A 23602-nucleotide genomic window follows, 5' to 3' on the forward strand; every position below is an offset into this window, starting at 1 on the left:
GCCCAGCCGGGGGCAGGGGTCGGCGGATCGGCGTCGGAGCGCGTGCCCGTCAGCCGTTTCACCCGGCGCCGACGACGCCGTCGGCCCAGAAGTTGATCCGCTCCCGTACGACGGGGTACCCGGCCGTGGCGAAGTGTGCGGCCATGGGGAAGTTGGCCTGGTCGGTGGCGGCGGCGATGAACTCGGCGCCCCGGTCGGCCAGGAAGTGGGTGCACTCGGCGAGCAGGTCGTAGGCATAGCCGTGACCGCGCTGTTCCGGCACGACACCGACGAAGGCGACGCAGGCCCCGGCCGGATTGCGCGCCGGGATGTGGATGCCGACCGTCTCGCCCTCGGGTGTGCGGGCGATCTGCCACCAGTCGCGCGGGGAGGCGAGCCAGTGGAAGACGTCCAGTTCCTGCTGTGCGGCCAGGTCCGCCCCGCCCCGCTCGACGGCCCGGCGGGCGTGGGCGTCCAGGGTGACGGAGTGGATGCGGCGCAGCAGGCCGAAGAACACGGCGTCGTCGGGCTCGGCGGCGAAGACGAGGCGGCCGGGCCGTTCGGGCAGCCCACGGTCCGGGGTCCAGCGGTACAGGAAGCGCTCGACCAGCGGTGCGTAACCGGCCGCGCGTGCGGCGGCGGCCCGGGTGTCGGCGGCGGCCCGCTGTCCGGGGTCGGCGCGCCAGCCGGAGGGCAGGTCGAGCTCGAGTTCGTCGGTCCGCCAGGGTGCCGTCCGCAGGAGTTCGGCTCCGGCCGCCTCCTCGCCCTCGGCCACGTCGAACCAGTTGATCACGAGCGGCTCGGGATCCTCCGGCCGGCCCCACCAGGCGGCGCGGGCCACGGTGTGCCCGTCGCGCAGGGCGATGCGCTGCCAGTCGGGGCGGTAGCGGGTGTGCCGGTGCTTGTCCCGGAACGCCAGCGGGTCGGGCATGGTGTCGAAAAGGTGTGCGCTGCTCTCGTCGAGCGCGCGGATGACCAGGTCGGTCACGGATTCCTCCGGGGTGCGTGCCGCGTCGCGGCGGGATGCGCGCTCCCGGTCAGGCGTGGCACACCCGGGTGACGGGGAGGTGGGAGCGCGGGATGACAGTGGCCATGACGCTCGCCTCCTTCCGTCCGTCTCGGGCGTGCCCGCACACGCTAGGCGGGTCGCGGCCGGGGCGTCCACCGCTTTTCGCCGACCGTGCGCGGGACGTCCGCCCTCCATCGGCCTGGCGCAGGTGGGAGGCCCGGGTGCGGAGGGCGGCGTAGCTTGGGGATGTGACATCGGTGCGCGGCGGGTCGTCGCGTCGGGACCGGGAGGATCGCGGCTGGTTGCGGGGCGCGCCGCCGCCGTGGTGGGTGCGGGTGCTGCCCGTGCTGCTGCTCGTGGTCGTCAGCACGGCCACGCTGGTCACCCCGCACGCCCGCGATCTGGGCTTCCTGCTCGGAGCGATTCCGCCGCTGGCCGTCCTGTCGTACGGCCCGCTGGCCACCGCGCTCCTCGGCATGGGGGTGGTCGCGGTGCTGAACATCCCCGCCACCCATCTCAACCGCCCCGGCAACACCGATCTGCTCACCATCGTGTTCGTGGCCGCGCTGAGCGTGTTCGTGTCGTATGTGCGCAGCCGCCGGGACGCCCAGCTGGACACGGAGCGGGCGATCGGCCAGGCCGTGCAGCGAGCCGTGATGCCGCCGCTGCCGGCGCGGGTGCGCGGTGTGGGGTGCGCGGGTTTCTACCGGGCCGCGCAGGACGGGACGCTGGTCGGCGGGGACTTCTTCGACGTGCGGGCGGGGCCGTTCGGGGTGCGCGCGGTGATGGGGGATGTGCAGGGACACGGGCTGTCGGCGATGTCGACGGTGGTGTCGCTGCTGGGCGCGTTCCGGGAGGCGGTGCTGGACCAGCCGGACCTCGAGTCGGTCGCCGCGCGGATGGACCGCAGGCTGGCCGTGGACTCGGCGGGCGTGCGGCACGCGGAGCTGTTCGCCACCGGGGTGCTGCTGGAGTTCTCCTCCGACGGGCGTGCGGTGCGGGTGGTTGCCTGCGGTCATCCGGCGCCCGTGCTGCTGCACCGGGAGCGCGCCCTGGAGGTGACGGTGGCGCCGGGACCACCGCTGGGGCTCGGGCTGGTCGGCGTGGACCCGCCGAAGGAGGTCACGGTGCCGCTCGGGCCGGGCGACCGGCTCTTCCTGGCCTCCGACGGGGTGTGGGAGGCGCGGGGCGCCGACGGCGCCTTCTATCCGCTGCCCGCGCGGCTGGCCGCCCTGACCGGCACGGCGTCCGCCGAGCTGCCCGAGGCGGTGTGGGCCGACCTCGTGCGGCTGCGTTACGCGGTGCGGGACGACGCCACCATGCTGGTACTGGCTCCTGGGCAGCAGGCTGCCTGAGCGCCCCGCCGGTCAGCCCACGTCCCACAGGAAGCGGTGGGTGTGGATGCCGAAGTACGGGAACGACTGGATCTCGCGGACGCCTTCGAGGGGCCGTACCACGTCGTTGACGAAGTCCAGCAGGGCCTTGGGGCCGGGGGCGACCACCTCGGCGAACAGGTCGAATCCGCCCGAGGTCAGCACCGAGTAGACGACCTCCGGACGTTCGGCGAGCGCGTCGGCGACGGTGCGGGGGTCGCCGTCGACGCCGATGCCGAGCAGGGCCATGGCCTGTCCGCCCATGGCCATCGGGTCGGTGACCCCGACCACCTGGACGGCCTTGGAGTCCAGCAGGCGCTGCAGGCGCTGCCGGGCCGCCGAGGCGGACAGGCCGACCTTCGGGCCGAGGTCGGCGTAGGCGATGCGGCCGTCGGTCTGCAGCTCGCGCAGGATGGCCCGGTCGATCTCGTCCACGCGTGTCCTTTCGGGTGTCTGTCGTCGTGCCGGTGGGTCAGACGACCAGTTCGGCGAGGGCGGCGGCGAAGACCTCGGTGTGGGTGTCGACGTCCTGCTCGGTGGTGTCGGGGCACATGAGCGCCATGTTGTGGAACGGGGTCAGCAGGATGCCCCGGTTGGCGAGGTAGAGGTGCAGGAAGTCCTCCAGCTCGGGGTCGGACGCGGCCGCGGACTCGGTGCCGGTGCGCGGTGCCGGGGTGGTGAAACGGTACTCGGTACGGGCGCCGAGCCGGCTCACCGACCACGGCAGCCGGTGCTCCTCGATGCCCGCCCGGACACCGGCCTCGAAGCGCTCGGAGAGCTTGTTCATCCGGGCGAACGCCTCGTCGGTGAGGACGTGTTCGAGGGTGGCCCGCATCGCGGCGACCGACAGCGCGTTGCCGGCGAGGGTGCCGCCGACGCCGCCCATGTCGACGAGGTCCAGGTCGGTGCGGGCCAGCAGGCGCTCGGCGAGTTCGGCGGACAGCCCGTAGGCGCCGGCCGGGATGCCGCCGCCGATCGCCTTGCCGATGGTCAGCAGGTCGGGTTCCAGATCCCAGGCGGCCGTGCAGCCGCCGGGCCCCGCGGAGAAGGTGTGCGTCTCGTCATTGATGAGCAGGCTGCCGTACCGCCTGGTCAGTTCGCGCACGCCGGTGAGATGGCCGGGCTCCGGCAGGACGATGCCGATGTTGGTAAGGGCGGGCTCCATCAGGACGGCGGCGACGTCACCGTGAGCCAGTTCCCGCTCGAGTCCGGCGAGGTCGTTGAACTCGGCCACCCGGCTGGTCAGGGTGACGTCGCAGGGGGCGCCGACGTTGCCGGGGCGTGCGGCGCCCGCGCCGTCGGGGCCGACGACGATCAGGGACTCGTCGACGCTGCCGTGGTAGCAGTAACTGTTCACCAGGATCTTCGGGCGCCCGGTGACCGCCCGGGCGAGCCGGATCGCCCAGCGGTTGGCGTCGGTCGCCGTCAGCGCGAAGCTCCAGCGCGCCAGGCCGAAACGGCGGGTCAGCTCGGCGCCGACCCACTCGGCGTCCTCCGTGGGCAGCATCGCGGTCGCCCCGCCCAGCTCGGCGAACCGCCGCTGTACGGCCCGGGTGACCGGGGCGGGCGAGTGGCCGGCCATCGCACCCGTGTCGCCCAGGCAGAAGTCGATGTACTCGTGCCCGTCCACATCGGTGACCCGGGCGCCGCGCGCACCGGCCAGATAGCGGGGGAAGGCACCGGCCGTCTTGTTCATCCAGGTCATCGGCACCCGGCCGAAGAGGTGGTCGGCCCGCGCATGGGCCGCGCGCGAGCGCGGGTTGCGGCGCTCGGCCTCGGCGCTCTCGCGGGCCAGGAGGGCGTGCAGACGCATGCGGTCCATGGAGTACCTCACTGGAGATGGTGACGGATACCGTGAGTCTATGATCGATACAACGGCCAGCTCAAGACATCACACGTGAATCGATTGTCGCGACGATCGAATCAAGCGTGCTCGGGTGTACGGCCATCGGGGGGTCAGGCCTCCCCCCTCCCCCGACTGCCGTACTCACGGCCGGAGTTCGAACGTCCCGCCTCAAACGCCAGGGTTCGCCACCCCTTCCGCCACGTAGAAATATCTACGAGCATGCATCTGCCGGGTCGGGGTGCAGGGAGCGGTGCATGGCGAACACGATGTGGATGCGGGGCGTGGAGTGGCTGGCCGCGGCGGCCGGGGACCCACGGTCCTGCAAATGGGAGTGGGATCACGGCGAGGGCATCGCACTGCTGGAGGCGGGCCGCTTCTGGGACGTGCTGAGCGTCCCCGAGCGGCTGGGCCTGCTCACCCTCGACCTGCTGTGGCGGCCCGGCGTGCCGGTGCCGGGACCGACACTGGTCGACACGGCGGCGGGCCGGGTCGGGTTCTTCCTGCCGCCGGATCCGTCCGGGGGCTGGGTGGGCGCCGGTCTGCGGTACGCGACCAAGGGAGCCTGGGTCGCCGTACCGCCGCCGTACCGGCCCGCGCGTTTCCTGGAGTGGCTCGTGCCGCCGGACGGCACCGGCGTGCTCCACTCGCCCGGCGCGCTCGAGGAGGCGCTGCGGCAGGCCAACGGCACCCTCGCCGTCCTCGCGCCGGTGTGCGGGCAGTGAAGGATCAGGCGCGCCCGGCCGGGCGCCGGGCGCGCCGGGCCGACTCGGGGAGGACGGCCCACGGCACGTCCGGGGGTCCCGCGGGCACGGCCCGCCCCTCCGCCCGCCACTCGGCGACGAGCCGGGCGTAGATCGGCTCCCCGGCCCGATCCTCCTGCGCGGTCCGGCCCGTCCGGCGCATCCGGTCCAGCCGGTCGATCCGGTCCAGCAGATCCAAGCGGTTCGCCGGGTCCAAGCGGTTCATGCCGGGGCAACGGCCGTGGGCCGCCGGCGGCACGCCTCGCCCGGTCGGCTCACCGGGGCGGGTGAGGCCATCCCCCGAACGGCGTCCTCCACCGGTCGGACAAGCATCTTGCCGGCTCGCTCCGGGTGGCCTGCCCCGGCGGCCGTCCGTCCGAGGGGCGGGGTGGGGTGGGCGCTTCTATTCTGGGAAGGTCCGGGCTCCGAGGTCCCGCTCACCGCGCGTTCGGCTCTCACGTGCTTGGAGTCAGACATGTCGCAATCGTCCGCACGTCTGCGCCGGGGGGCCGCGGTCGCCGTCACGGTGGGGACGCTGATGGCACCACTGTCCGCCGGGGCCGTACGGGCGGCACCGGACGTCGTACCGGCCGTTCTCGCCGCCGGCTCGCCCAGCCCGACTCCCTCGGGACCGGACGTCCGTGACCTCACCCCTGGCGTGGCCCGCCAACTCGACGCCGCCGTACGGAAGGTGATGCGCGAGGCGAACGTGCCCGGTGTGACCGTGGGCATCTGGACGCCGGGACAGCCGAGTTACGTGCGTTCCTTCGGGGTCGCCGACAAGAGCACGGGCCGGCGGATGGCGCCGGACATGTTCATGCGCATCGGCAGCGAGACCAAGACGTTCACCGTGACCGCGCTGTTGCAGCTGGTGGACCAGAAGAAGGCCGGCCTGGACGATCCGATCGGCAAGTACATCGACGGCGTGCCCAACGGCGACAGGATCACGCTGCGTCAGCTCGCCGACATGCGCAGCGGGTTGTTCAACTACTCCGAGGACCCGGGCTTCTTCAAGGCACTGACCTTGAACCCTAAACGGCCCTTCACGCCCGGGCAGTTGCTCGCCTACTCCTTCAAGCATCCGGTGATGTTCCAGTCGGGGCAGAAGTTCTCCTACTGCAACACCAATCTCATCCTGCTCGGTCTGGTGGTGGAGAAGCAGAGCGGGCAGCGCCTCGGGGACTACATCAAGCAACACGTCCTCGATCCGGCCGGGATGACGCACACGCTCTTCCCGACCGGCAACGAGTTCCCCACTCCGCACGCGCAGGGCTACACCCGGCAGACAGCGAACGGCAAGGAAGCCGACGCGGCCGACTGGAACCCGTCCTGGGGCTGGGCGGCCGGCGCGATCATCTCTGACCTCGAGGATCTGCACACCTGGGCGCGCACGGTCGCCACGGGCCAGTTCCCGGACGGGAAGCGGATGGTCACCACCGCCACACAGAGGCAGCGGCTGATCACCCCGCAGACCGGCTCGTTCAAGGGCGCCGGATACGGTCTGGGCATCTTCGACGTGCAGGGCTGGATCGGCCACAACGGTTCCCTGCCGGGTTACGAGTCGCTGACCGTCTACCTGCCGTCGACACGGACGACCCTCGTCGCCCTCCTCAACACCGACACCGGCTACCGGTCCCAGGAGCCCAGCACCGTGCTGGGCGAAGCGATCACGAAGATCATCTCCCCCGCGCACGTCTACAACCTGCCCGTCACACCGACCGGATGAGGCGCCGGGAGCGCGAGCCGGAGCGCGGGGCCGCGACCGGTCCCCCGTTCCGGTCGTGCCCCGCGGAATGCCGAACCTACGTGCGGCGCCGCACGCGGGGTAGCGCACCGATGCCCGGCTCGGCCCGCACAACACTCACCGGTGCACAGCCGAGTCCGATTGACCCGGGTTCGCGACGCCCGGGCCGGCTACGCCGAGATCGGGCACGGGCAGCTCGCCGGTGACCAGGTGGGCGAGGACGACCTCGTACAGGTCGGTACCACCGACCGACAACCGGCGCTCCAAGACGGGCTCGGCCGCCCGGACGTGTTCGCGCACGGTCTGGGCGTGCACGCCGAGCGCCTGGGCGGCGCGTTCGGCATGTGCGTCGGCGCCGGTCCAGGCGCGCAGGGTGCGGCGCAGATCGCGGCCATCCTCGTCGAGGCGGCCGAGGAGCCCCTCGGCCCAGGTGCGCAGCGCGCTCGTCCCGAGCAGCTCGGTGAGCCGGGTCCGGACCGGCGCATCGGGTGCGCCGCCGGGGTCGTACGGGCCGTGTGCGGCCTCGGTGTTGAGGGCGGCGTGGGCGAGTGCGCGGACGGCCAGCCGGGAGAGGTCGGCGCCGAGCAGCGCGGCGACCCGGTCCATCCGGGCGCGGACCGTGTTGCGGCTGACACCGAGCACCTTGGCCGCGTTCACGGCGGTGAATTCGAGGCCCAGCCGGGTGGTGGCGAGCAGTTCGGCGCGCACGTGGTGCGGCAGTGTGTCGAGCGGGCGCAGCACGGCCGCGGCCCAGGCCCGCAGTGCCGCGGGATCCATGAGCTGTGCGGGGCGGATGCGGGCTGCGTAGACGGCGGCCCGGTCGCGCCGGAAGCGGGCCACGGCGAGGGCGGTGACGGCCTGCCCGTAGGCGGTGGCGGTCAGTGCGAGGCGCTGCTGGGGGCTGCCGCCGAGGTAGGTGCCGGGCCGGTCGGCGACGAGGGACCGCAGCCGCTCCCCCACCTCGGCGAACGGGCCCACGACGATGACGTGTTCGTCCACCGCGGGGCAGCGCACGACGAGCGCCCGGCCGTCGGTGGCGTCCACGCACGCGTCGGCGAGCCGGTCGCGTTCGGCGGCGACGCCCTCCAGGACGTAGACGCGGGCGGCGTCCTGCTCCAGCAGGCCCGGCCACAGCCCGGCGGCGACCCGGCGGGCGGAGACGATGTCCTCCACCATGAGCAGTTGCAGGATCGCCAGCCGCAGATCGGCGGTGGCCTGCCGCAGCCGCCGCCCCGCCTGCGCCAACTCCCTTTCCCGCAGCAGCAGTTCCAGCACACCCGCGGTGCGGCCGAGGATCTCGGCGGTGTCCCGGTCGAAGGGTGCCGGGCGGGCCACGGCGAGGACGGCTCCGGCCGCCGGGCCGGGTCCCGGACGCCGTATCCCGACCAGGCGCACATGCCGTTCGCCGTCCTGCAGGGCGGCGGCGGAGATCCGGCCGGCGGCCACATCGGCGACGACGGCGGAGTCGAGCGGCAGGCGCTCACCGGCGAGCAGGCCGCCGTGGGCGTCCTGGAGGCAGACCGACCCGCTCACCGTCCGGGCGAGCCAGGCGACGAGCCGGCCGAGATCGCGCCCGGCGGGCCGCAGATGGTCCAGCAACTCCTGCGCCCAGGCACTGTCACCGCCGTACGGCTGCTGGGACGCCGGGCCCCCGTCCGGTCGGCCGACCACGTGCCGCTCTCCTCGTCTCCATGGTGACCTGGGCTTACGCATCCGCACGTTACCCGACGCGCCGCACTTGCGCGCCGGGCATGCCTCCGCCGGCGGCCCGGGGGGATGGGCCGCCGGCGGAGGCGTCGCGTCCGGGCCGGGGGGGGTGGCCAGGACGGTCAGGATTCGGGTGCCCAGGAATCCATAAAGTACTCAACGAAATCCCAGGGGATCGGCCGACCGCGACGAACGGCGGCCGTGACTCCGCGGCCGCGAGGGGAGCGGCGCGTGGTGCGCACGTGGCGTACGGGACGGCATAAGCTCGACGCGTGGCGAAGTACTTCGACGTGCATCCCGAGAACCCGCAGCCGCGCAGCATCGCCCAGATCGCCGACGCGGTGCGCTCGGAAGCACTTATCGCATACCCGACCGACTCCTGTTACGCGCTGGGCTGCCGCCTGGGCAGCCGGGACGGCATGGACCGGATCCGGTCCATCCGACATCTGGACGACCGACACCACTTCACGCTGATGTGCCGGGACTTCGCTCAGCTCGGCCAGTTCGTGCGGGTGGACAACGACGTCTTCCGTGCCGTGAAGGCATCCACGCCCGGCAACTACACCTTCATCCTCCCGGCGACCCGCGAGGTGCCGCGCAAGCTGCTGCACCCGAAGAAGAAGACCGTGGGCGTACGCATCCCCGACCACGTGGTCACCCAGGCACTGCTGGCGGAGCTGGGTGAGCCGCTGCTGTCCAGCACGCTCCTGCTGCCGGACGAGGAGGAGCCGCTGACGCAGGGCTGGGAGATCAAGGACCGGCTCGACCACGTGGTGGACGCGGTCGTCGACTCCGGCGACTGCGGCACCGAGCCGACCACGGTCGTGGACTTCTCCAGTGGCGAGGCGGAGATCGTACGGCGGGGCGCGGGAGACGCCAGCCGCTTCGAGTGAGCTCGACGGGCTCCGGGTGCGGTGTTGCGGATCTTGCGTGACAGCATGGGCCGTAGCCGCGGCGTCGAGAGCGATCGCCTCCCGGCGCCCATTTCCCGAGGGAGGGCCTGCTCACCATGACCGATGTCCAGGGACACGATGTCGACATCACGACCGAGGACGGCGTCGCCGACGCCTACCTCGCCCATCCCGCCGACGGCCGCCCCCGTCCGGGCGTGCTGTTCTACCAGGACGCGTATGGAATCCGCCCGTACCTGAGGTCCATGGCCGACCGACTGGCCGCGGCCGGTTACACCGTGCTGGTGCCGAACGTCTTCTACCGCCTCGGCCGTACCCCGGTCGTCGATCTGCCGGAGTTCATCGACCCGGCCGCCGATCCGACGATCTGGGAGCGGCTCGGCCCGGTCGTGGCCTCGCTGACGCCGGACCTCGCCGCGCGGGACGCGGGCGCCTATCTGCACTGGCTGGCCGACAGCCCGCTGGTCGCCGACGGGCCGGTCGCGGTCACCGGTTACTGCATGGGCGCCCGGCTGGCCCTGCGGACGGCGGCGGCGCACCCGGACCGGGTCGCCGCGGCGGCCGGGTTCCACGGCGGCGGCCTCGCCACCGACGAGCCGGCCAGCCCGCACCTGGGCGCCCCGGACATCACCGCGGAGCTGTACTTCGGACACGCCGACAACGACCGGTCGCTGCCCCCGGAGCAGATCGCGCGCTTGGAGGAGGCGCTGACCGCGGCCGGCGTGCGGCACACCTGCGAGGTGTACCCGGGCGCCCACCACGGCTACACGCAGGCGGACACGCCCGCGTACGACCACGAGGCCGACGAACGGCACTGGGCGGCACTGCTCGACCTGCTCAAGCGCACCTTCTGACAACCGACTCGCGGCGCCCGTCACACGACGGGCGCCAGGCCGATCGGGCCCGGTTCTCGTCCAGCTCATTGACATGCACGCGACTCGGCACGAGTCTGAGAGCGCTCTCAAACAGGTACGGACCAACATCCGTACAACCCCGACCCCACACGGAGGTAGGAGAGTGCCTCACACACGCACACGCCGGGCGCTGCCCCTGGCGGCCGCCGCGGCCCTGGTCGGCGGGGTACTCGCCGTCGGTGCCCCGGATCTCGCCGGGGCCGCCGTACCGGACACCATCCCGCTGCAGCTCACCAACAACTCGGGCCGCTCCGAACCGGTCTACGTCTACGACCTCGGCACCCAGCTGTCCTCCGGGCAACAGGGCTGGGCGGACGCCAACGGGACCTTCCACGCCTGGCCGGCGGGCGGCAACCCGCCGACCCCCGCGCCGGACGCGGCGATCGCCGGACCGGCTCCCGGGCAGTCCAAGACGATCCGGATACCGAAGTTCTCCGGCCGGATCTACTTCTCCTACGGCCAGAAGCTCGACTTTAGGCTGACGACCGGCGGCCTGGTGCAGCCGGCCGTGCAGAACCCCTCCGACCCCAATCGGAACATCCTGTTCAACTGGTCCGAGTACACCCTCAACGACTCGGGGCTGTGGCTGAACAGCACCCAGGTCGACATGTTCTCGGCGCCGTACGCGGTCGGGGTGCAGCGCTCCGACGGCAGTGTCAGCAGCACCGGGCATCTGAAGTCCGGTGGCTACACGGGCTTCTTCAACGCGCTGCGCGGTCGCTCGGGCGGCTGGGCCGGGCTGGTCCAGACCCGTTCCGACGGCACGGTGCTGCGCGCCCTCTCGCCGCTGTACGGCGTGGAGACCGGCGCCCTGCCGGCGAACGTGATGGACGACTACGTCAACCGGGTCTGGCAGAAGTACACGACGTCCACGCTGACGGTGACGCCGTTCGCCGACCAGCCGAACACCAAGTATTACGGCCGGGTCTCGGGCGGCGTCATGAACTTCACCAACGCCTCGGGTGCGGTCGTCACCAGCTTCCAGAAGCCCGACGCGGACAGTGTCTTCGGCTGTCACAAGCTGCTCGACGCGCCCAACGACGCCGTTCGCGGCCCCATCTCCCGCACCCTGTGCGCCGGTTTCAACCGCTCGACGCTGCTGATCAACCCCAACCAGCCGGACACCACGACGACCGGCTTCTACCAGGACCCGGTGACGAACCAGTACGCGCGCGCGGTCCATGCGCAGATGGCCGACGGCAAGGCCTACGCGTTCGCCTTCGACGACGTCGGCAACCAGGAGTCGCTGGTCCATGACGGCAGCCCGCAGCGGGCGTACCTGACGCTGGATCCGCTGGGCTGACATGCCGAGGCCCCGCACCACTCGGGTGCGGGGCCGCGGGTGGGTGACTCAGCCGGTCGTCAGGGCGGTGTCGTCCACGACGAAGCTGGTCTGCAGCGAGGAGTCCTCCACGCCGTTGAACTTCAGCGTGACCGTCGAACCCGCCAGCGAGGACAGGTCGAAGGACTTCTGGCTGTAGCCGGAGGCCGCGTTGAGGTTCGAGTAGGTCGCGAGGGTCTTCGAACCGGCGGTGACCGTCAGCTTGTCGTACTGGGTGCCGCTGGTGGTCTCCGAGGTGTCGATGTGCAGGTAGAAGGTGAGGGTCGCCTTGCAGCCCGCGGGGATCGTCACCGACTGGGACAGCGTGTCGGTGTGCGAGGAGCCGTAGCCGTCCAGCCAGGCCTTGTACGAGCCGCCGTGGGCCGCCTCACCGGTGTCGTTGGTGATGACGCCGCTCGTCGCCGTCCAGCCCGTACTGCCGGACTCGAAGCCGGGGTTGCTCAGCAGCTGCTTGGAGGTGCAACCACCGCCGGTGGAACTGACTGTCCAGGTGAAGGTCGCGGTACCGGTCGCGCCGGTGGAGTCGGTCACCGTGACGGTGGTGCTGGACGTCCCGGCCGTGGTCGGTGTTCCGGTGATCAGGCCGGTGGAGCTGTTGATCGACAGGCCCGCGGGCAGCCCGGAGGCGCTGTAGGACAGGGCTCCGCTGTTGGTGCTGCTCGCCTGGATCTGCAGGCTCACGGCGGTACCGACGGTCGAGGACTGGCTGCCCGGGTTGGTGACCGTCACTCCGCTGCTCGGCGGGGTGATGTGGCTGCCGACGTTGATACCGGCGAAGGCGTTGCCGACTCCCGCGTACTGCGCGGAGTTGGTCCCGTACAGGGCGGCTGCCGCGTTCAGGGCGGCGGTGCGGGCGCCCGCGTAGTCGGTGCTCGACGTCATGTACGTCGTCAGTGCCTTGTACCAGATCTGCAGCGCGGCGGCGCGGCCGATGCCGGTGACGGCGACGCCGTCGGAGGTCGGGCTGTTGTAGGTCACACCGTTGATGACCTTGGTGCCGCTGCCCTCGGACAGCAGGTAGAACATGTGGTTCGCCGGGCCCGAGGAGTAGTGCACGTCGAGCCCGCCGACCCCGGAGTACCAGGAGTCGGCGGACGAGCCGTCCTTGCTCGGCTTGTCCATGTAGCGCAGCGGGGTGCCGTCGCCGTTGATGTTGATCTTCTCGCCGATGAGGTAGTCACCGGGGTCGCTGGAGTTGTTGGCGTAGAACTCCACGCCGGTGCCGAAGATATCCGAGGTCGCCTCGTTCAGGCCGCCGGACTCACCGGTGTAGTCCAGGCCGGCGGTGTTGGAGGTGACGCCGTGGCTCATCTCGTGGCCGGCCACGTCCAGCGAGGTCAGCGGGTCGTTGTTGCCGGAGCCGTCGCCGTAGGTCATGCAGAAGCAGCTGTCGTCCCAGAAGGCGTTGACGTAGTTGCTGCTGTAGTGCACGCGGCTGTAGGCGGCGACGCCGTCGTTCTTGATGCCGCTGCGGCCGAAGGTGTTCTTGTAGAAGTCCCAGGTCTCCTGCGCGCCGTAGTGCGCGTCGGCGCCCGCGGTGGCGGCGTTGGAGTTGGTGCCGTCGCCCCAGGTGTCGCTGCTCTGCGAGAACAGCGTCCCGGTCCCCGAGGTGCCGTGGTTCAGGTTGTAGGTCTTGTGACCGCCGCGCGTCCCGTCGTTCAGCGTGTACGTCGAGCCCGACTGCGTCGTGGTCAGCGTCACCTGCCCGCTGTAGTGGGTGTTGCCCACGCCGGTCTCGATCGCCTGGTACCGGTGCAGCTCCTTGCCGGTGGTGGCGTCGGTGATGACGTGCAGCCGGCTGGGCGTGCCGTCGTCCTGGAAGCCGCTGACCACGGTCTCCCAGGCGAGCTTCGGGGTGCCGGTGCCGGCCCAGATCACCTTGCGGGCGCTGTCCGCGGTGGGCTTCTTGGCGGCGAGGGACTTGGCGGTCTTCAACGCCTTGGTCTCGGCGGCCGACTTGGTGAAGGCCGCGGTGGTGGAGGCGACCTTGATCGTGTGCTTGTTGTTGTACGTGGTGCTCACGGTGCCCGCGGCCAGGGAGGCGGGCGGGGTGTGCACGATGAGGTCGCCGCCGAGGACGGGGAGTCCGGCGTAGGTGCGCTCGTACCGGGTGTGCAGGGTGCCGTCGTTGTCCTTGACGACGTCCTTGACGACCAGCTTCTCCTTCGCGCCGAGCCCGAGGGTGCGGGCGGTCGCGGCGGTCTTCAGCTGGGCGCTCTTGATCAGTGCCTGGTGCTGGGCCGGGCTGAGCTCGGCCTCCAGGCCGCCGGTGCGCAGCGGGCCGGGGTGGGGAGCGGCGGGCTTGGCGAGGGCCGGAGCGGCCTGCATGCCGACGGCGAGAAAAGCCGCGGTGGAGACCAGGGCGGCTCCGACCGTGGCCCGCTTGTGGGGAAAGCGTCTGTGGGGTCTCACTCGTACTCCTCCTGCTGCGGCCGCCGGGTCGCGGCCGGTGACAGACGGGCAGACGGGTCCGCTGCCCGGGTGAGCTGAGCTGTGCGGCACAGTGATCCGTGAACACACCGGGGATGTGCGGTGCGTGGACGAAGGATTCCAGCCTTGTTCCGCGCATGTCAGTCATGCGGTGGCCATTCGAGGGTTTTCCCTATGCCGGGCATGACGGACACGGCCCGGGCTCTCGCACACCGCCGTACCGGTATTCCGCCTAGGCGCCGACGCCGGACCCGGTGTGGAGCCGCGCATCCGCCGTCCCCAAGTGCCTTTGCAAAAAGCGTACTTGGTGCCGCAGCAGGTCGCAGGTGAGGTCCGTCCCGACGGGCTGGTGTCCCGCGCCGGGCAGGAGCAGCACCTCGTGCGGCCGGCCCGCGGCGAGCAGCGCGCCGGACAGCCGGAGGGTGTGGGCGGGCGTCACCTTGGGGTCGGCGAGCCCGTGGACCAGCAGCAGGGGGCGGGTGAGCCGGGGCGCCTCGCGGAGCAGGGAGCAGGCGTCGTAGCGGTCGGGGTGCTCCCGTGGGTGGCCGAGGAACCGCTCGCGCCAGTGGGCGTCGTAGAGCCGCTGGTCGGTCACGCCCGCGCCGGCCACGGCGGCGCGGAAGACGTCCGGGCGGCGCAGGACGGCGAGCACGGCGAGCGAGCCGCTGAACGACCAGCCGCGGATACCGACCCTGTCCAGGTCGAGCACGGGGTGCGCACGGGCGGCCTCGTGCAGGGCGTCCACCTGGTCGTCGAGCACGGGCCCGAACAGGTCGCCGTGCACCTCGCGTTCCCAGTCCGGCCCGCGCCCCGGGGTGCCCCGCCCGTCGGTCACCAGCACCGCGAAGCCCTGCTCGGCGAACCACTGCGACACCAGCGTCCGCCAGTCGTGGGCGGCGGTGACCCGCTGCCGACCCGCGCCGCCGTAGGGGTCGAGCAGCACGGGGAGCGGGCCGTCGTCCGCCGCCCGGTGCCAGGAGGGCAGGTACAGGGCGGCCCGCAGCGCCCGCGGGCCGAGCCGCAGCAGGCTGCGCCGCACACCCAGCACCGGCGTCTCCACGTACGACGGCACGGTCAGGGCCGGCCGCCCGGCCCGCGGCACCTCGGCGCGCGGGGCCGGGCTGCCGGTGTCCGCGGTGGTCCGCACGAGGGTGCCGCCGCGCAGCACTCCGCCGTGCAGCCCCGGGCCCACACTCCGCCGGCGCGGTGCGTCTCCCGGCCGCCAGGACCACAGGTCGACCTCGGTGGGTTCGTCCGACGCGGTGAACAGCACCTCGTCGCCGTCGACGCCGAGGACGGCACGCACCTGACGGCCCGGGGGCGTGACGGGTTCGCCGTCGGCCGTGAGGCGCCGGGTGCCGTGCAGATCGGCGTGCGCGAGTACGGCCCCGGAGGCGGTGCGGGCCGGCAGTCCCGGCACCAACTCCACCCAGCGCGCCTCCCGTTGCTCGTGCAGCACCTTCGTACGGCCGTCCGCCGGATCGATGCCGAGGAACCGGACGGTGCGCTGGTCACGGGACTGCACGACGGCGAAGGGGCCGTGCGTGTCCCAGCCGGCGCCTACGACGTACTCGAAGGCCTCGTGGTCCCAACGAACGGACATGAGCGGGCCGTCGGGAGCGGTCCGGGCCAGCCAAAGGGTGACGTCGGGGTTCGGTGTGCCGGCGAAGGCGTGGCGGTGGGCCCTGGGCGGGCTGTCGGGCCTGGCGGGGTCGGTGCTGTACCAGCGGCGTACGCGCCTGCGGTCGGTCCGGGCGCACAGCAGGGCGGTGCCGTCGGGCGCCCACCAGTGACCACGCGGGCCGTCGGGAAGCGTCGCGACGGTGTGCTCGGCCACCCCGAACTCCACGTCATCGACGCCCGGTTGGGCCATCGGTCGATCTCCGCTCCCGTCCGCTGCGATGACGCGGAGCGCCCCGCGGCAGACGTAGGCGATACGACGACCGGACGGATCGGGGCGCGGGTCGGACACGGGGCGCATGGCCGGCAGACGCCGGGGCTCACCACCGCCCGGAGCGACGGCCCACAACACCCCGCCCAGCGCGAAGACGACGAGCCCGCCCACCGCGTCGGCGGCATAGCCCGCGATCCCCCGCACCCGGCGCCCGGCGCCGAGCAACCTGACCGGATCGGCCAGCAGCCGCTCCGCACCCGAGGCGAGCTCGAACCCCCAAAGGCAGGCGGCCGGGTCGTCCCCCGTACGACCCCGCAGGTACAGCACGGTCCCGCCGTCGGCCGTCACGGTGAACCGTCCGGGGACACCGCGGCTGAAGCGGGCCGTACGGGCGAGCTGGGTGGGGAGGAGGTCGGGCCGCACGCAAGGCGTCTTCCCTCACCCCTGGACTCGCACACATATTCGATTCTGGTCGGACTCCCTCCGCCTTCGCCTCCGTAGCAGGGGGCGGACTCATGGCAGGATTCCCGATCATGAGCGGTGAGCGAGAAGACCGGCCCGTTGCCCTGGTCACCGGGTCTGCCTCGGGGATCGGGGAAGCCGTCGTACGGCGGCTGGCGGCGGACGGCATGCGGGTGGTCGTGCACTCGCGGCGCAGTACGGAGACCGGGGAGGCGCTGGCCGCCGAGCTCGGCGGTGTGTACCTGCGGGCCGACCTGGCCGTGGAGGAGGAGGCGCGCGGACTGGTGGAGGCGGCACTCGGCCGGTACGGGCGGCTGGACGTGCTGGTGAACAACGCGGGCATCAGTTGGCCGATCCCGCACGGCGACCTGGCCGCGGCCACACCGGCGGACTGGCGACAGCTGCTCGAGGTCAACCTCATCGCACCATGGGTCCTGTGCACCGCGGCACTTCCGGCGCTGCGCGAGTCCCCTGCGGGCGGCAGCATCGTGAACATCACCAGTCACGCCGGCGTGCGCCCCAAGGGCTCGTCGGTGCCGTACGCGGCGAGCAAGGCGGCGCTGAACCACGTCACCCGGCTGCTCGCGGCCGCACTCGCGCCCGACGTACGGGTCAACGCGGTGGCGCCGGGGCTCGTGGACACGCCGATGACGAAGGACTGGACGCAGGCGCACCAACTGTGGCGCGACCGCGCGCCCATGCGCCGCCCGGCCCAACCCGCCGATGTGGCCGACCTGGTGGCGTCCGTGATCGCCAGCACCTATCTCACCGGCGAGGTGATCCTGCTCGACGGCGGACTGAACCTCACCTGAGGGGCCGCCCGGCTTGAACGGGCGCGCCTGCGCTGTGTCGTTCGGCCCCCGGCAAACGCTCGACAAGAGATCCCCGGCGCCCCTAGCCTCACGGCGTGTCCGCATCCCCGAGCCCCCGGTCCTGGCACGAGGTCGGCTCGCGCCAGGAATTCGCCGCCTATCTGGGCTTCCTCGCCGACGACTGCGAGCGGGCGTGCACCGGCGACTCCACCGCGCGGCCCGCCGTACTGCCGTGGGGCAACCGCACCATCGACGACTTCCTCCGGGGCTGGGTCCGGCTGCTCGGCTCCCGGGCCGGCGGAGGAATCGTGGTGTCCGAGCGGGCACCCGGCGAGCCCGGCTGGCGGGGACTGGCTTGTCTGGTGGACGGCGCACGCACGGCGTCCCCACGGTACGACCGCGTCCTCGCGGACGCCGCCACCGGTCCCGACGAGGTCGACAGCGCCGAGGGCCTGCGCGGCTACGTGGCCGAACTCGCCCTCGGCTTCCGCCGCGACGAGCGCGAGCGGCAGGCGAGGGCCGACCGCGGCGAATGGGCCGGCGAGGGAGACACCTGGGCGCACAGCACGCTGTACCACTGGTTGGACGCCTGGTCGCGCTGGGTCACCGCCGAATCGCCTCTGCACACACGGCTCGAACCGGTCACATGGCACTCCGTCGCCCTGCAACTCGGAGCCGCGCAGGGCTACGAGTAGAAGGTCCACAGCGTACCGGCGGCCCGGATGCCGGTGCCGTGCCCGACCGTGAACGACATGTGTGCCGTTCATGTACACCGGGCCCCCGCCAACCGCCTCTGACCGGCGCGTTGTTACCGTGCACCGCGTGTCTGACTCCTCGCGCGATACCGCACAGGGCGCCGGCTGGGGCTCGGCCGAGCCCGGTGCCTACAAGCAGCTGATGCCGGACCACGTCGAGAAGCTGTCGTGGCTGAATCCGCGGACCCTGTGGGCGGCCCGCAACGGCGTGCTGGCGTCCTGGTTCGGTGACCCGACCGGTCGTACCCGCAGCCGCTGGGTGGCGCGCCGCGAGGCGGCCGGGGCGCCCGCCGACAAGGTGATCCGTCGGGAGACCACCGACAGTTTCTCCTTCATGGTCATCGGGGACACCGGCGAGGGCGACGATCCTCAATACGCCGTCGTACCAGGCTTTCTGAAGGCAAGTCAGGGCACCGACTTCGCGGTCATCGCGAGCGACGTGATCTATCCGGTGGGCAGCGCGGACGACTACGGCAGCAAGTTCTTCCGCCCCTACCAGGACTATCCCGCGCCGATATACGCGATACCGGGCAACCACGACTGGTACGAGGACCTCGGCGCCTTCATGCGCGTCTTCTGCGCCGACACCCCGCCGCTCGGCCCCGAGCCCCGGCCCCGCCCGCTCAGCGGCGCCTGGTGGCGCGCCCTGCTGTGGCACCGGCCCCGGCCGGCCGACGAGCAACGGCTCGCCGCCGCCCGGGAGATGCGGTCGGCACCAGGGCAACAGGCCGCGCAGCCGGGGCCGTACTGGGCCGTCGATGCCGGTCCGGTACGGATCGTCGGCATCGACACCGGTCTGCTCGGCACGATCGACGCCGAACAGGGCGCCTGGCTGCGCGAGGTGTCCCGGGGACCGAAGCCGAAGATCCTGATCACCGGGTCGCCGCTGTACGTCGACGGCGAGCACCACCCGTGCGCGATCGAGGGCGGCGGGACGGTGGACGACATCGTGCGGGCCCCGGAGCACCACTACGTGGCCGCGATCGGCGGCGACATCCACAACTACCAGCGCTACCCGGTCGACGTGGACGGCCGCACCATCCAGTACGTGGTCGCGGGCGGCGGCGGGGCGTTCATGCACGCCACACACACGATCCCGCGGGTCTCGGTCGCGGGTGTGACCGAGCGGGACTTCCGCTGCTATCCGCTGCGCGGCGACTCGCTGGCCTTCTACAGCCGCTTGTACGGCCACCGGCTGCGGCTGCGCCGCTTCTTCACCCTGACCGAGGCCGAGGCGACCGCGGTCGTCGCCGAACGCCTCGGCATCGAGCCGGGCCGCAAGCCCGGCACGGACACCCGGGTGACCCGGCGCACCCGCATGGTCGCGAGCCTCCTCGGCACCGGCGGCCGCCCGGACCGCACGTCCCGGTTCCGGCTGCCCGTGCACAAGGTCTACACCCAGCTGTTCTCGCCCGGCTCGGCCACCTACAGCCCGCCGTTCTTCAAGTGCTTCCTGCGGCTGGACGTCGCTCCGGAGGCGGTCCGGCTGCGCTGCTTCGCCGCCACCGGCAACCGGGCGCAGGAGGTCGAGCCTCCGGTCGAGGACGAGATCGTCATTCCGCTGAAGTGATCACACGGTTGTCACACCCGCCTGCCAGAATCGGCAGACGGAAGCGACGTACGACCGCTGGAGGAGCCCGTGCCGCCCACCGCCCGCCCGCTGCGCAAGCTGGGCTTCCTCACCATCGGCCTGTTCGACCCGGCACAGCCGGCCCTGGGCCACGAGTCCACGCTCGGGATCATCGAGCTGGGCGAGCGGCTCGGTTTCGACAGCGCCTGGCTGCGTCACCGCCACCTCCAGTACGGCATCTCCTCACCGGTCGCCGTCCTCGCCGCCGCCTCCCAGCGCACCCACCGCATCGAGCTGGGCACCGCGGTGACCCCGCTCGGCTGGGAGAACCCACTGCGCCTCGCCGAGGACCTGGCGACGGTGGACGTCCTGTCCGGGGGCCGGCTGAACCCGGGCGTCAGCGTGGGCCCGCCGATGCACTTCGAACAGGTCAAGGAGGCCCTGTACCCGGACACGGCCGAGGCCGAGGACTTCGGCTACGAGCGGGTGCGGCGGCTGCTGGACCTGGTGCGTGGCAAGGCCGCCAGCGACTTCAGCGGGGTCGAGGGCTTCGAAGTCTTCTCGGACGTGGTCCAGCCGCATTCCCCCGGGCTCGGCCGGCGGCTGTGGTACGGCGCCGGCAGCCTGGGCTCGGCGCGCTGGGCGGGCCGGCACGGCATGAACTTCCTGACCAGCAGCGTGGTCAAGGCGGAACGGCCGGACGGGCCATGGGACTTCGCCGAGATCCAGCGCTCCCTCATCCGGGAGTTCCGCGCCCATCACCCCGACGGCGAGGCGGCCCGTGTCTCGCAGGGGCTGGTCGTGATCCCCACCGACTCCGCGGGCCCGGAGCAGCGCGCGAAGTACGAGGCGTACGCGGCGAAGCGGCTGCCCCGCACGACCTCCCCGCAGGGTCCGGGCCGGCTGCTGTTCGCGCCGGACCTGGTCGGCACCTCAGAGGAGATCGCCGAACAGCTGCATGCGCACGCCGCGTTCCGGGAGGTGGACGAGGTGGCGTTCGCGCTGCCGTTCACCTTCGAGCACGAGGACTACGTCCAGATCCTGACGGACATGGCGACGAAGCTGGGGCCGGCGCTGGGGTGGCGGCCGGCGAGCTGACCCCCGGGCTCTCGGACCGGCACCGGCACCGGCACCATCCGACGGACCGGTCACCGGACGCCGGCCACCGGGCGCCGGTAACCGAGCGCCGGGCGCCCACGCGCCATTCACCGGCGCCCGCCCAGGCCGCCGCGCGGAGCCCGTTTCACCAGCGGCCCGGTTCCGTGCCCACGACCGCCTCCGACGGCCTGCCATCCACCCCCACGGGCACGTCGCCCTGGAGCATCACCCAGTGCATGATCCGGGGAGAACCGACGTGGGTGTGGTCGCTCGGGGCGAGGTGGATGGTGGCCCGGTTGTCCCAGAAGGCGACGCTGCCCGGCTCCCAGCGGAAGCGGACCGTGTACTCGGGGCGGACCGCCTGCTCCACCAGCATCTGAAGGATCGCCGTGCTCTCCGGGCGGGAGAGGCCGACGATCTCCTCCACGTAGTAGCCGTTGACGAACAGCACCCGCTCCCCCGTCTCCGGGTGCACCCGCACCAGGGGGTGCTGGGAGACGACCTGGTGGTCCAGCAGGTGGCGGACATACGGGTCGTCTCCGGGCCGGGGCTGGTAGCCCATGCCGAGCCGGTGCTCGGCGCGCAGCCCGTCCACGAAGGCGCGGACCGGCGCCGAAAGGCCAGCATAGGCTGCGGCCAGATTGGCCCAGGTCGTGTCGCCGCCGTAGGGCGGTACGGCCTCGGCGCGCAGGATGGTCGCGGCGGGCGGGTCGATACGGGTGCCGTAGTCGCAGTGCCAGCCGCGCAGCAGGGTGTGCCGGCGGCGGTGCAGCCACTCGTCGCGTTCCATGCCGTAGCGGCCTGCCAGTTCCAGCCGGTCGGCCGTCGTCTCGACCTCCGGGAAGTCCGGCGGCGAGTGCGGCCCGCGGCGCGGCATCACAACCGGCTCGCCGAAGCGGCGGGCGAAGGCGACATGCCCGGCGTGGTCCAGTTCCTGCCCGCGGAAGAACACCACCTTCCAGCGCAGCACCGCCTGCCGGATCAGGGCCACCACCGCGTCGGCCGGAGGCTCGGCCAGGTCGACGCCGGTGATCTCGGCTCCGATGTGCCCGGCGACGGGCCGCACCTCCACGCCCTCGACCCACTCCGTCTGCTCCGCGGCGGCCCTGTGTGTCGTCATGCGCGCTCCCGTGCTCGTCCGAACCGGCTCCACGGAAGATCGTGGCATCCGGGGCCTCACACGGCGAACTTCCGGATGGCCGGTGGATGCGTCAGTACTTCCTCGGCATGCCGAAGGACCTCGGCGAGGCGGCGATGCTGGACGGCGTCGGGCGCTGGCGGATCTTCCGGTCGGTGTACGCACCGCTGGCGGCGATCGCCCGCCGCGTCCCGCGCCGCGCTCGGCGTGGCGGTGGCTGGCCCCCTCACTCCCAGGATCGCGGGGGTACTGCCACGGCGGGTCCGGCGGGCGCAGGGTGGGGAGCGAGGCGGCCGGGAGGACCGGTGGCCCGGACATCCTGAGCTTCATCCTGAGAGGTACGACATGACTGCACAGCTCGGCGGCACCGTCACCCCGGCCGACGGCCTGACCCTGACCCGCGTCGGGTACGGCGCCATGCAGCTGGCCGGGCCGCACGTCTTCGGCCCGCCGAAGGACCGTGACCGGGCCGTGGCGGTGCTGCGCGCGGTGGTGGAGGCGGGCGTCACGCACATCGACACCGCCGACTTCTACGGGCCCGTGGTCGTCAACGAGCTCATCCGGGAGGCCCTGCACCCCTACCCCGAGGAGCTGCACATCGTCACCAAGGTCGGCGCCCGCCGGGGAGCCGACGGCAGCTGGGTCCTGTCGCGGCATCCCGAGGACCTGAAGGCGCAGGTGTACGACAACCTGCGGAACCTCTGCGTGGAGTCGCTGGACGTCGTGAATCTGCGGCTGGGTGGCGTGGACGCCCCGAACGAGGACTCCCTGGCCGAGCAGTTCGGCGCGCTGGCCGAGCTGCGGGAGCGGGGTCTGATCCGGCACCTGGGGCTGAGCACGGTGACGGCCGCGCAGCTGGACGAGGCTCTTGCGATCGCGCCCGTGGTGACGGTGCAGAACCTGTACAACCTGGCCAACCGGCAGGACGACGCCCTGGTGGAGCGCACGGCGGCCGAGAACATCGCCTTCGTGCCGTACTTCCCGCTCGGCGGCTTCACCCCGCTGCAGTCCGAGACGCTGGCGAAGGTGGCCACCCGGCTGGAGGCCTCGCCGCAGCAGGTGGCGCTGGCCTGGCTGCTGCGGCGTTCGCCGAACATCGGGCTCATCCCGGGCACCTCCTCCCCGGAGCACCTGCGGGAGAACATCGCCGCCGCGTCCCTGGTGCTGCCGGACGACGCGGTCGCCGAGCTGGACGGCATCGCGGGCTGAACGGCCTGGTCCCGGGTACTCGGGGGCCGTGAGGCGGACGCACGGAAGGAGCCGCAGGTGGCAGCGGAGGACCGGCTGCGGACGTACCGCGGCAAGCGTGACTTCGAGCGGACCCGGGAACCGTCGGGCCAGGAGCCCCGGGGCGCGGGTGACGAACCCCATTTCGTGGTGCAGATCCACGACGCGAGCCGGATGCACTTCGACTTCCGGCTCCAGGTCGACGACGTCCTGAAGTCCTGGTCGGTCCCCAAGGGCCCGTCCACGGATCCCGGGGACAAGCGGATGGCCGTGCCCACCGAGGACCATCCGCTGGAGTACGAGGAGTTCGAAGGGGTGATCCCGCGGGGCGAGTACGGCGGCGGCACGGTGATCGTGTGGGACAACGGCACGTACGAGCCGCTCAGCCACGACCGCAAGGGGCACCCGGTGGACTTCGCGGAGTCGCTGGAGCGCGGGCATGCCACGTTCCGGCTGCACGGCAGCAAACTGCACGGCGAGTACGCCCTGACCCGCTTCCGCGGTGGCGAGGGCGAAGAGGAGGCCTGGCTGCTGGTGCGCAAGGGGCCGGCGCGGTCGGCCGGGCACGGCACGCCGGATCCCCGGCGGGCCCGCTCGGTGCGGACCGGACGCACCCTGGCGCAGGTGGCGGCCGACGGCGGGGAGTGAGCG

20 protein-coding genes and 1 pseudogene are annotated in these 23602 nt (G+C 72.3%); 13 read left to right on the forward strand and 8 right to left on the reverse strand.

The features are described 5' to 3' along the window. Positions 1 to 58: 58 nt before the first annotated feature. Entirely contained in the window at positions 59 to 967 is a 909-nt protein-coding gene (locus ACWC0C_RS33390; RefSeq protein WP_450867846.1) for a GNAT family N-acetyltransferase, read from the reverse strand. A gap of 269 nt (positions 968 to 1236) precedes the next feature. On the opposite strand from ACWC0C_RS33390, the gene ACWC0C_RS33395 reads away from it, so the two are divergent. Beyond that, positions 1237 to 2343, forward strand: coding sequence for a PP2C family protein-serine/threonine phosphatase (locus ACWC0C_RS33395; RefSeq protein ID WP_450867847.1), 1107 nt, complete (start codon positions 1237 to 1239; stop codon positions 2341 to 2343). A 12-nt stretch (positions 2344 to 2355) separates the two neighbouring features. On the opposite strand, the gene ACWC0C_RS33400 is transcribed toward ACWC0C_RS33395, so the two are convergent. Together ACWC0C_RS33400 and ACWC0C_RS33405 are read right to left on the reverse strand one after the other, a co-directional pair. Then, positions 2356 to 2796 carry an Lrp/AsnC family transcriptional regulator gene (locus ACWC0C_RS33400; RefSeq protein WP_449201471.1) on the reverse strand — a complete coding sequence of 147 codons (441 nt, stop codon included), beginning with the start codon at positions 2794 to 2796 and terminating at the stop codon, positions 2356 to 2358. A gap of 37 nt (positions 2797 to 2833) precedes the next feature. Next, complete coding sequence (locus ACWC0C_RS33405; protein ID WP_450867849.1) at positions 2834 to 4183, reverse strand: transaminase; 1350 nt, start codon at positions 4181 to 4183, stop codon at positions 2834 to 2836. 278 nt (positions 4184 to 4461) lie between these two features. On the opposite strand from ACWC0C_RS33405, the gene ACWC0C_RS33410 reads away from it, so the two are divergent. Continuing rightward, complete coding sequence (locus ACWC0C_RS33410; protein ID WP_450867851.1) at positions 4462 to 4929, forward strand: hypothetical protein; 468 nt, start codon at positions 4462 to 4464, stop codon at positions 4927 to 4929. Positions 4930 to 4933: 4 nt separating this feature from the next. On the opposite strand, the gene ACWC0C_RS33415 is transcribed toward ACWC0C_RS33410, so the two are convergent. Further along, positions 4934 to 5173, reverse strand: coding sequence for a hypothetical protein (locus ACWC0C_RS33415; RefSeq protein ID WP_449201474.1), 240 nt, complete (start codon positions 5171 to 5173; stop codon positions 4934 to 4936). 249 nt (positions 5174 to 5422) lie between these two features. Between ACWC0C_RS33415 and ACWC0C_RS33420 the strand changes: the two genes are divergently transcribed. Further along, the gene (locus ACWC0C_RS33420; RefSeq protein WP_450867852.1) at positions 5423 to 6673 is read left to right on the forward strand and encodes a serine hydrolase domain-containing protein; all 1251 of its coding nucleotides are present in this window, start codon (positions 5423 to 5425) and stop codon (positions 6671 to 6673) included. A 135-nt stretch (positions 6674 to 6808) separates the two neighbouring features. Here the strand turns inward: ACWC0C_RS33420 and ACWC0C_RS33425 are convergent, their stop codons facing one another. Further along, positions 6809 to 8362: a helix-turn-helix domain-containing protein gene (locus ACWC0C_RS33425; protein WP_450867853.1), complete on the reverse strand. Its 1554-nt coding sequence runs from the start codon at positions 8360 to 8362 to the stop codon at positions 6809 to 6811. Between the two features lie 308 nt (positions 8363 to 8670). Here ACWC0C_RS33425 and ACWC0C_RS33430 point away from each other — a divergent pair, with 308 nt between their 5' ends. The 3 genes from ACWC0C_RS33430 to ACWC0C_RS33440 all read left to right on the forward strand — a co-directional run bounded on the left by ACWC0C_RS33430 (position 8671) and on the right by ACWC0C_RS33440 (position 11526). After that, entirely contained in the window at positions 8671 to 9291 is a 621-nt protein-coding gene (locus ACWC0C_RS33430) for an L-threonylcarbamoyladenylate synthase (protein ID WP_449201478.1), read from the forward strand. 116 nt (positions 9292 to 9407) lie between these two features. Then, positions 9408 to 10163: a dienelactone hydrolase family protein gene (locus ACWC0C_RS33435; RefSeq protein ID WP_450867855.1), complete on the forward strand. Its 756-nt coding sequence runs from the start codon at positions 9408 to 9410 to the stop codon at positions 10161 to 10163. A gap of 163 nt (positions 10164 to 10326) precedes the next feature. After that, entirely contained in the window at positions 10327 to 11526 is a 1200-nt protein-coding gene (locus ACWC0C_RS33440) for a glycoside hydrolase family 64 protein (RefSeq protein ID WP_450867856.1), read from the forward strand. A gap of 48 nt (positions 11527 to 11574) precedes the next feature. Here ACWC0C_RS33440 and ACWC0C_RS33445 read toward each other — a convergent pair whose 3' ends face one another. Continuing rightward, the gene (locus ACWC0C_RS33445) at positions 11575 to 13977 is read right to left on the reverse strand and encodes a M4 family metallopeptidase (RefSeq protein ID WP_450867857.1); all 2403 of its coding nucleotides are present in this window, start codon (positions 13975 to 13977) and stop codon (positions 11575 to 11577) included. Between the two features lie 250 nt (positions 13978 to 14227). Continuing rightward, positions 14228 to 16312, reverse strand: coding sequence for a prolyl oligopeptidase family serine peptidase (locus ACWC0C_RS33450; RefSeq protein ID WP_450867859.1), 2085 nt, complete (start codon positions 16310 to 16312; stop codon positions 14228 to 14230). A 110-nt stretch (positions 16313 to 16422) separates the two neighbouring features. On the opposite strand from ACWC0C_RS33450, the gene ACWC0C_RS33455 reads away from it, so the two are divergent. From ACWC0C_RS33455 to ACWC0C_RS33470, 4 genes are all read left to right on the forward strand, one after another. Further along, the gene (locus ACWC0C_RS33455) at positions 16423 to 17163 is read left to right on the forward strand and encodes an SDR family NAD(P)-dependent oxidoreductase (RefSeq protein WP_449201483.1); all 741 of its coding nucleotides are present in this window, start codon (positions 16423 to 16425) and stop codon (positions 17161 to 17163) included. Between the two features lie 95 nt (positions 17164 to 17258). Continuing rightward, positions 17259 to 17858 carry a hypothetical protein gene (locus tag ACWC0C_RS33460; RefSeq protein ID WP_450867860.1) on the forward strand — a complete coding sequence of 200 codons (600 nt, stop codon included), beginning with the start codon at positions 17259 to 17261 and terminating at the stop codon, positions 17856 to 17858. 127 nt (positions 17859 to 17985) lie between these two features. Then, positions 17986 to 19488 (forward strand): metallophosphoesterase family protein, encoded by a 1503-nt coding sequence (locus tag ACWC0C_RS33465; protein ID WP_450867862.1) that lies wholly within the window; start codon positions 17986 to 17988, stop codon positions 19486 to 19488. 69 nt (positions 19489 to 19557) lie between these two features. Next, positions 19558 to 20586 (forward strand): LLM class flavin-dependent oxidoreductase, encoded by a 1029-nt coding sequence (locus ACWC0C_RS33470; protein ID WP_450867864.1) that lies wholly within the window; start codon positions 19558 to 19560, stop codon positions 20584 to 20586. A gap of 145 nt (positions 20587 to 20731) precedes the next feature. Here the strand turns inward: ACWC0C_RS33470 and ACWC0C_RS33475 are convergent, their stop codons facing one another. Beyond that, complete coding sequence (locus ACWC0C_RS33475; RefSeq protein ID WP_450867865.1) at positions 20732 to 21706, reverse strand: TauD/TfdA dioxygenase family protein; 975 nt, start codon at positions 21704 to 21706, stop codon at positions 20732 to 20734. Between the two features lie 86 nt (positions 21707 to 21792). Here ACWC0C_RS33475 and ACWC0C_RS33480 point away from each other — a divergent pair. The 3 genes and pseudogenes from ACWC0C_RS33480 to ACWC0C_RS33490 all read left to right on the forward strand — a co-directional run. Next, a pseudogene (locus ACWC0C_RS33480) lies at positions 21793 to 21900 on the forward strand (carbohydrate ABC transporter permease); the annotation flags it as partial. A gap of 169 nt (positions 21901 to 22069) precedes the next feature. After that, the gene (locus ACWC0C_RS33485; protein ID WP_450867867.1) at positions 22070 to 22933 is read left to right on the forward strand and encodes an oxidoreductase; all 864 of its coding nucleotides are present in this window, start codon (positions 22070 to 22072) and stop codon (positions 22931 to 22933) included. A 57-nt stretch (positions 22934 to 22990) separates the two neighbouring features. Continuing rightward, positions 22991 to 23599 (forward strand): DNA polymerase ligase N-terminal domain-containing protein, encoded by a 609-nt coding sequence (locus tag ACWC0C_RS33490; protein WP_449201489.1) that lies wholly within the window; start codon positions 22991 to 22993, stop codon positions 23597 to 23599. Positions 23600 to 23602 lie beyond the last annotated feature (3 nt).

This window comes from Streptomyces sp. NPDC001709 (genome assembly GCF_053596375.1).

Bases quoted from the DNA above. Each gene is read 5' to 3' on its own strand.
- ACWC0C_RS33405 (WP_450867849.1), bottom strand. From the start codon at position 4,183: ATGGACCGCATGCGTCTGCACGCCCTCCTGGCCCGCGAGAGCGCCGAG.
- ACWC0C_RS33410 (WP_450867851.1), top strand. From the start codon at position 4,462: ATGGCGAACACGATGTGGATGCGGGGCGTGGAGTGGCTGGCCGCGGCG.
- ACWC0C_RS33415 (WP_449201474.1), bottom strand. From the start codon at position 5,173: ATGAACCGCTTGGACCCGGCGAACCGCTTGGATCTGCTGGACCGGATC.
- ACWC0C_RS33420 (WP_450867852.1), top strand. From the start codon at position 5,423: ATGTCGCAATCGTCCGCACGTCTGCGCCGGGGGGCCGCGGTCGCCGTC.
- ACWC0C_RS33435 (WP_450867855.1), top strand. From the start codon at position 9,408: ATGACCGATGTCCAGGGACACGATGTCGACATCACGACCGAGGACGGC.
- ACWC0C_RS33455 (WP_449201483.1), top strand. From the start codon at position 16,423: ATGAGCGGTGAGCGAGAAGACCGGCCCGTTGCCCTGGTCACCGGGTCT.
- ACWC0C_RS33475 (WP_450867865.1), bottom strand. From the start codon at position 21,706: ATGACGACACACAGGGCCGCCGCGGAGCAGACGGAGTGGGTCGAGGGC.
- ACWC0C_RS33485 (WP_450867867.1), top strand. From the start codon at position 22,070: ATGACTGCACAGCTCGGCGGCACCGTCACCCCGGCCGACGGCCTGACC.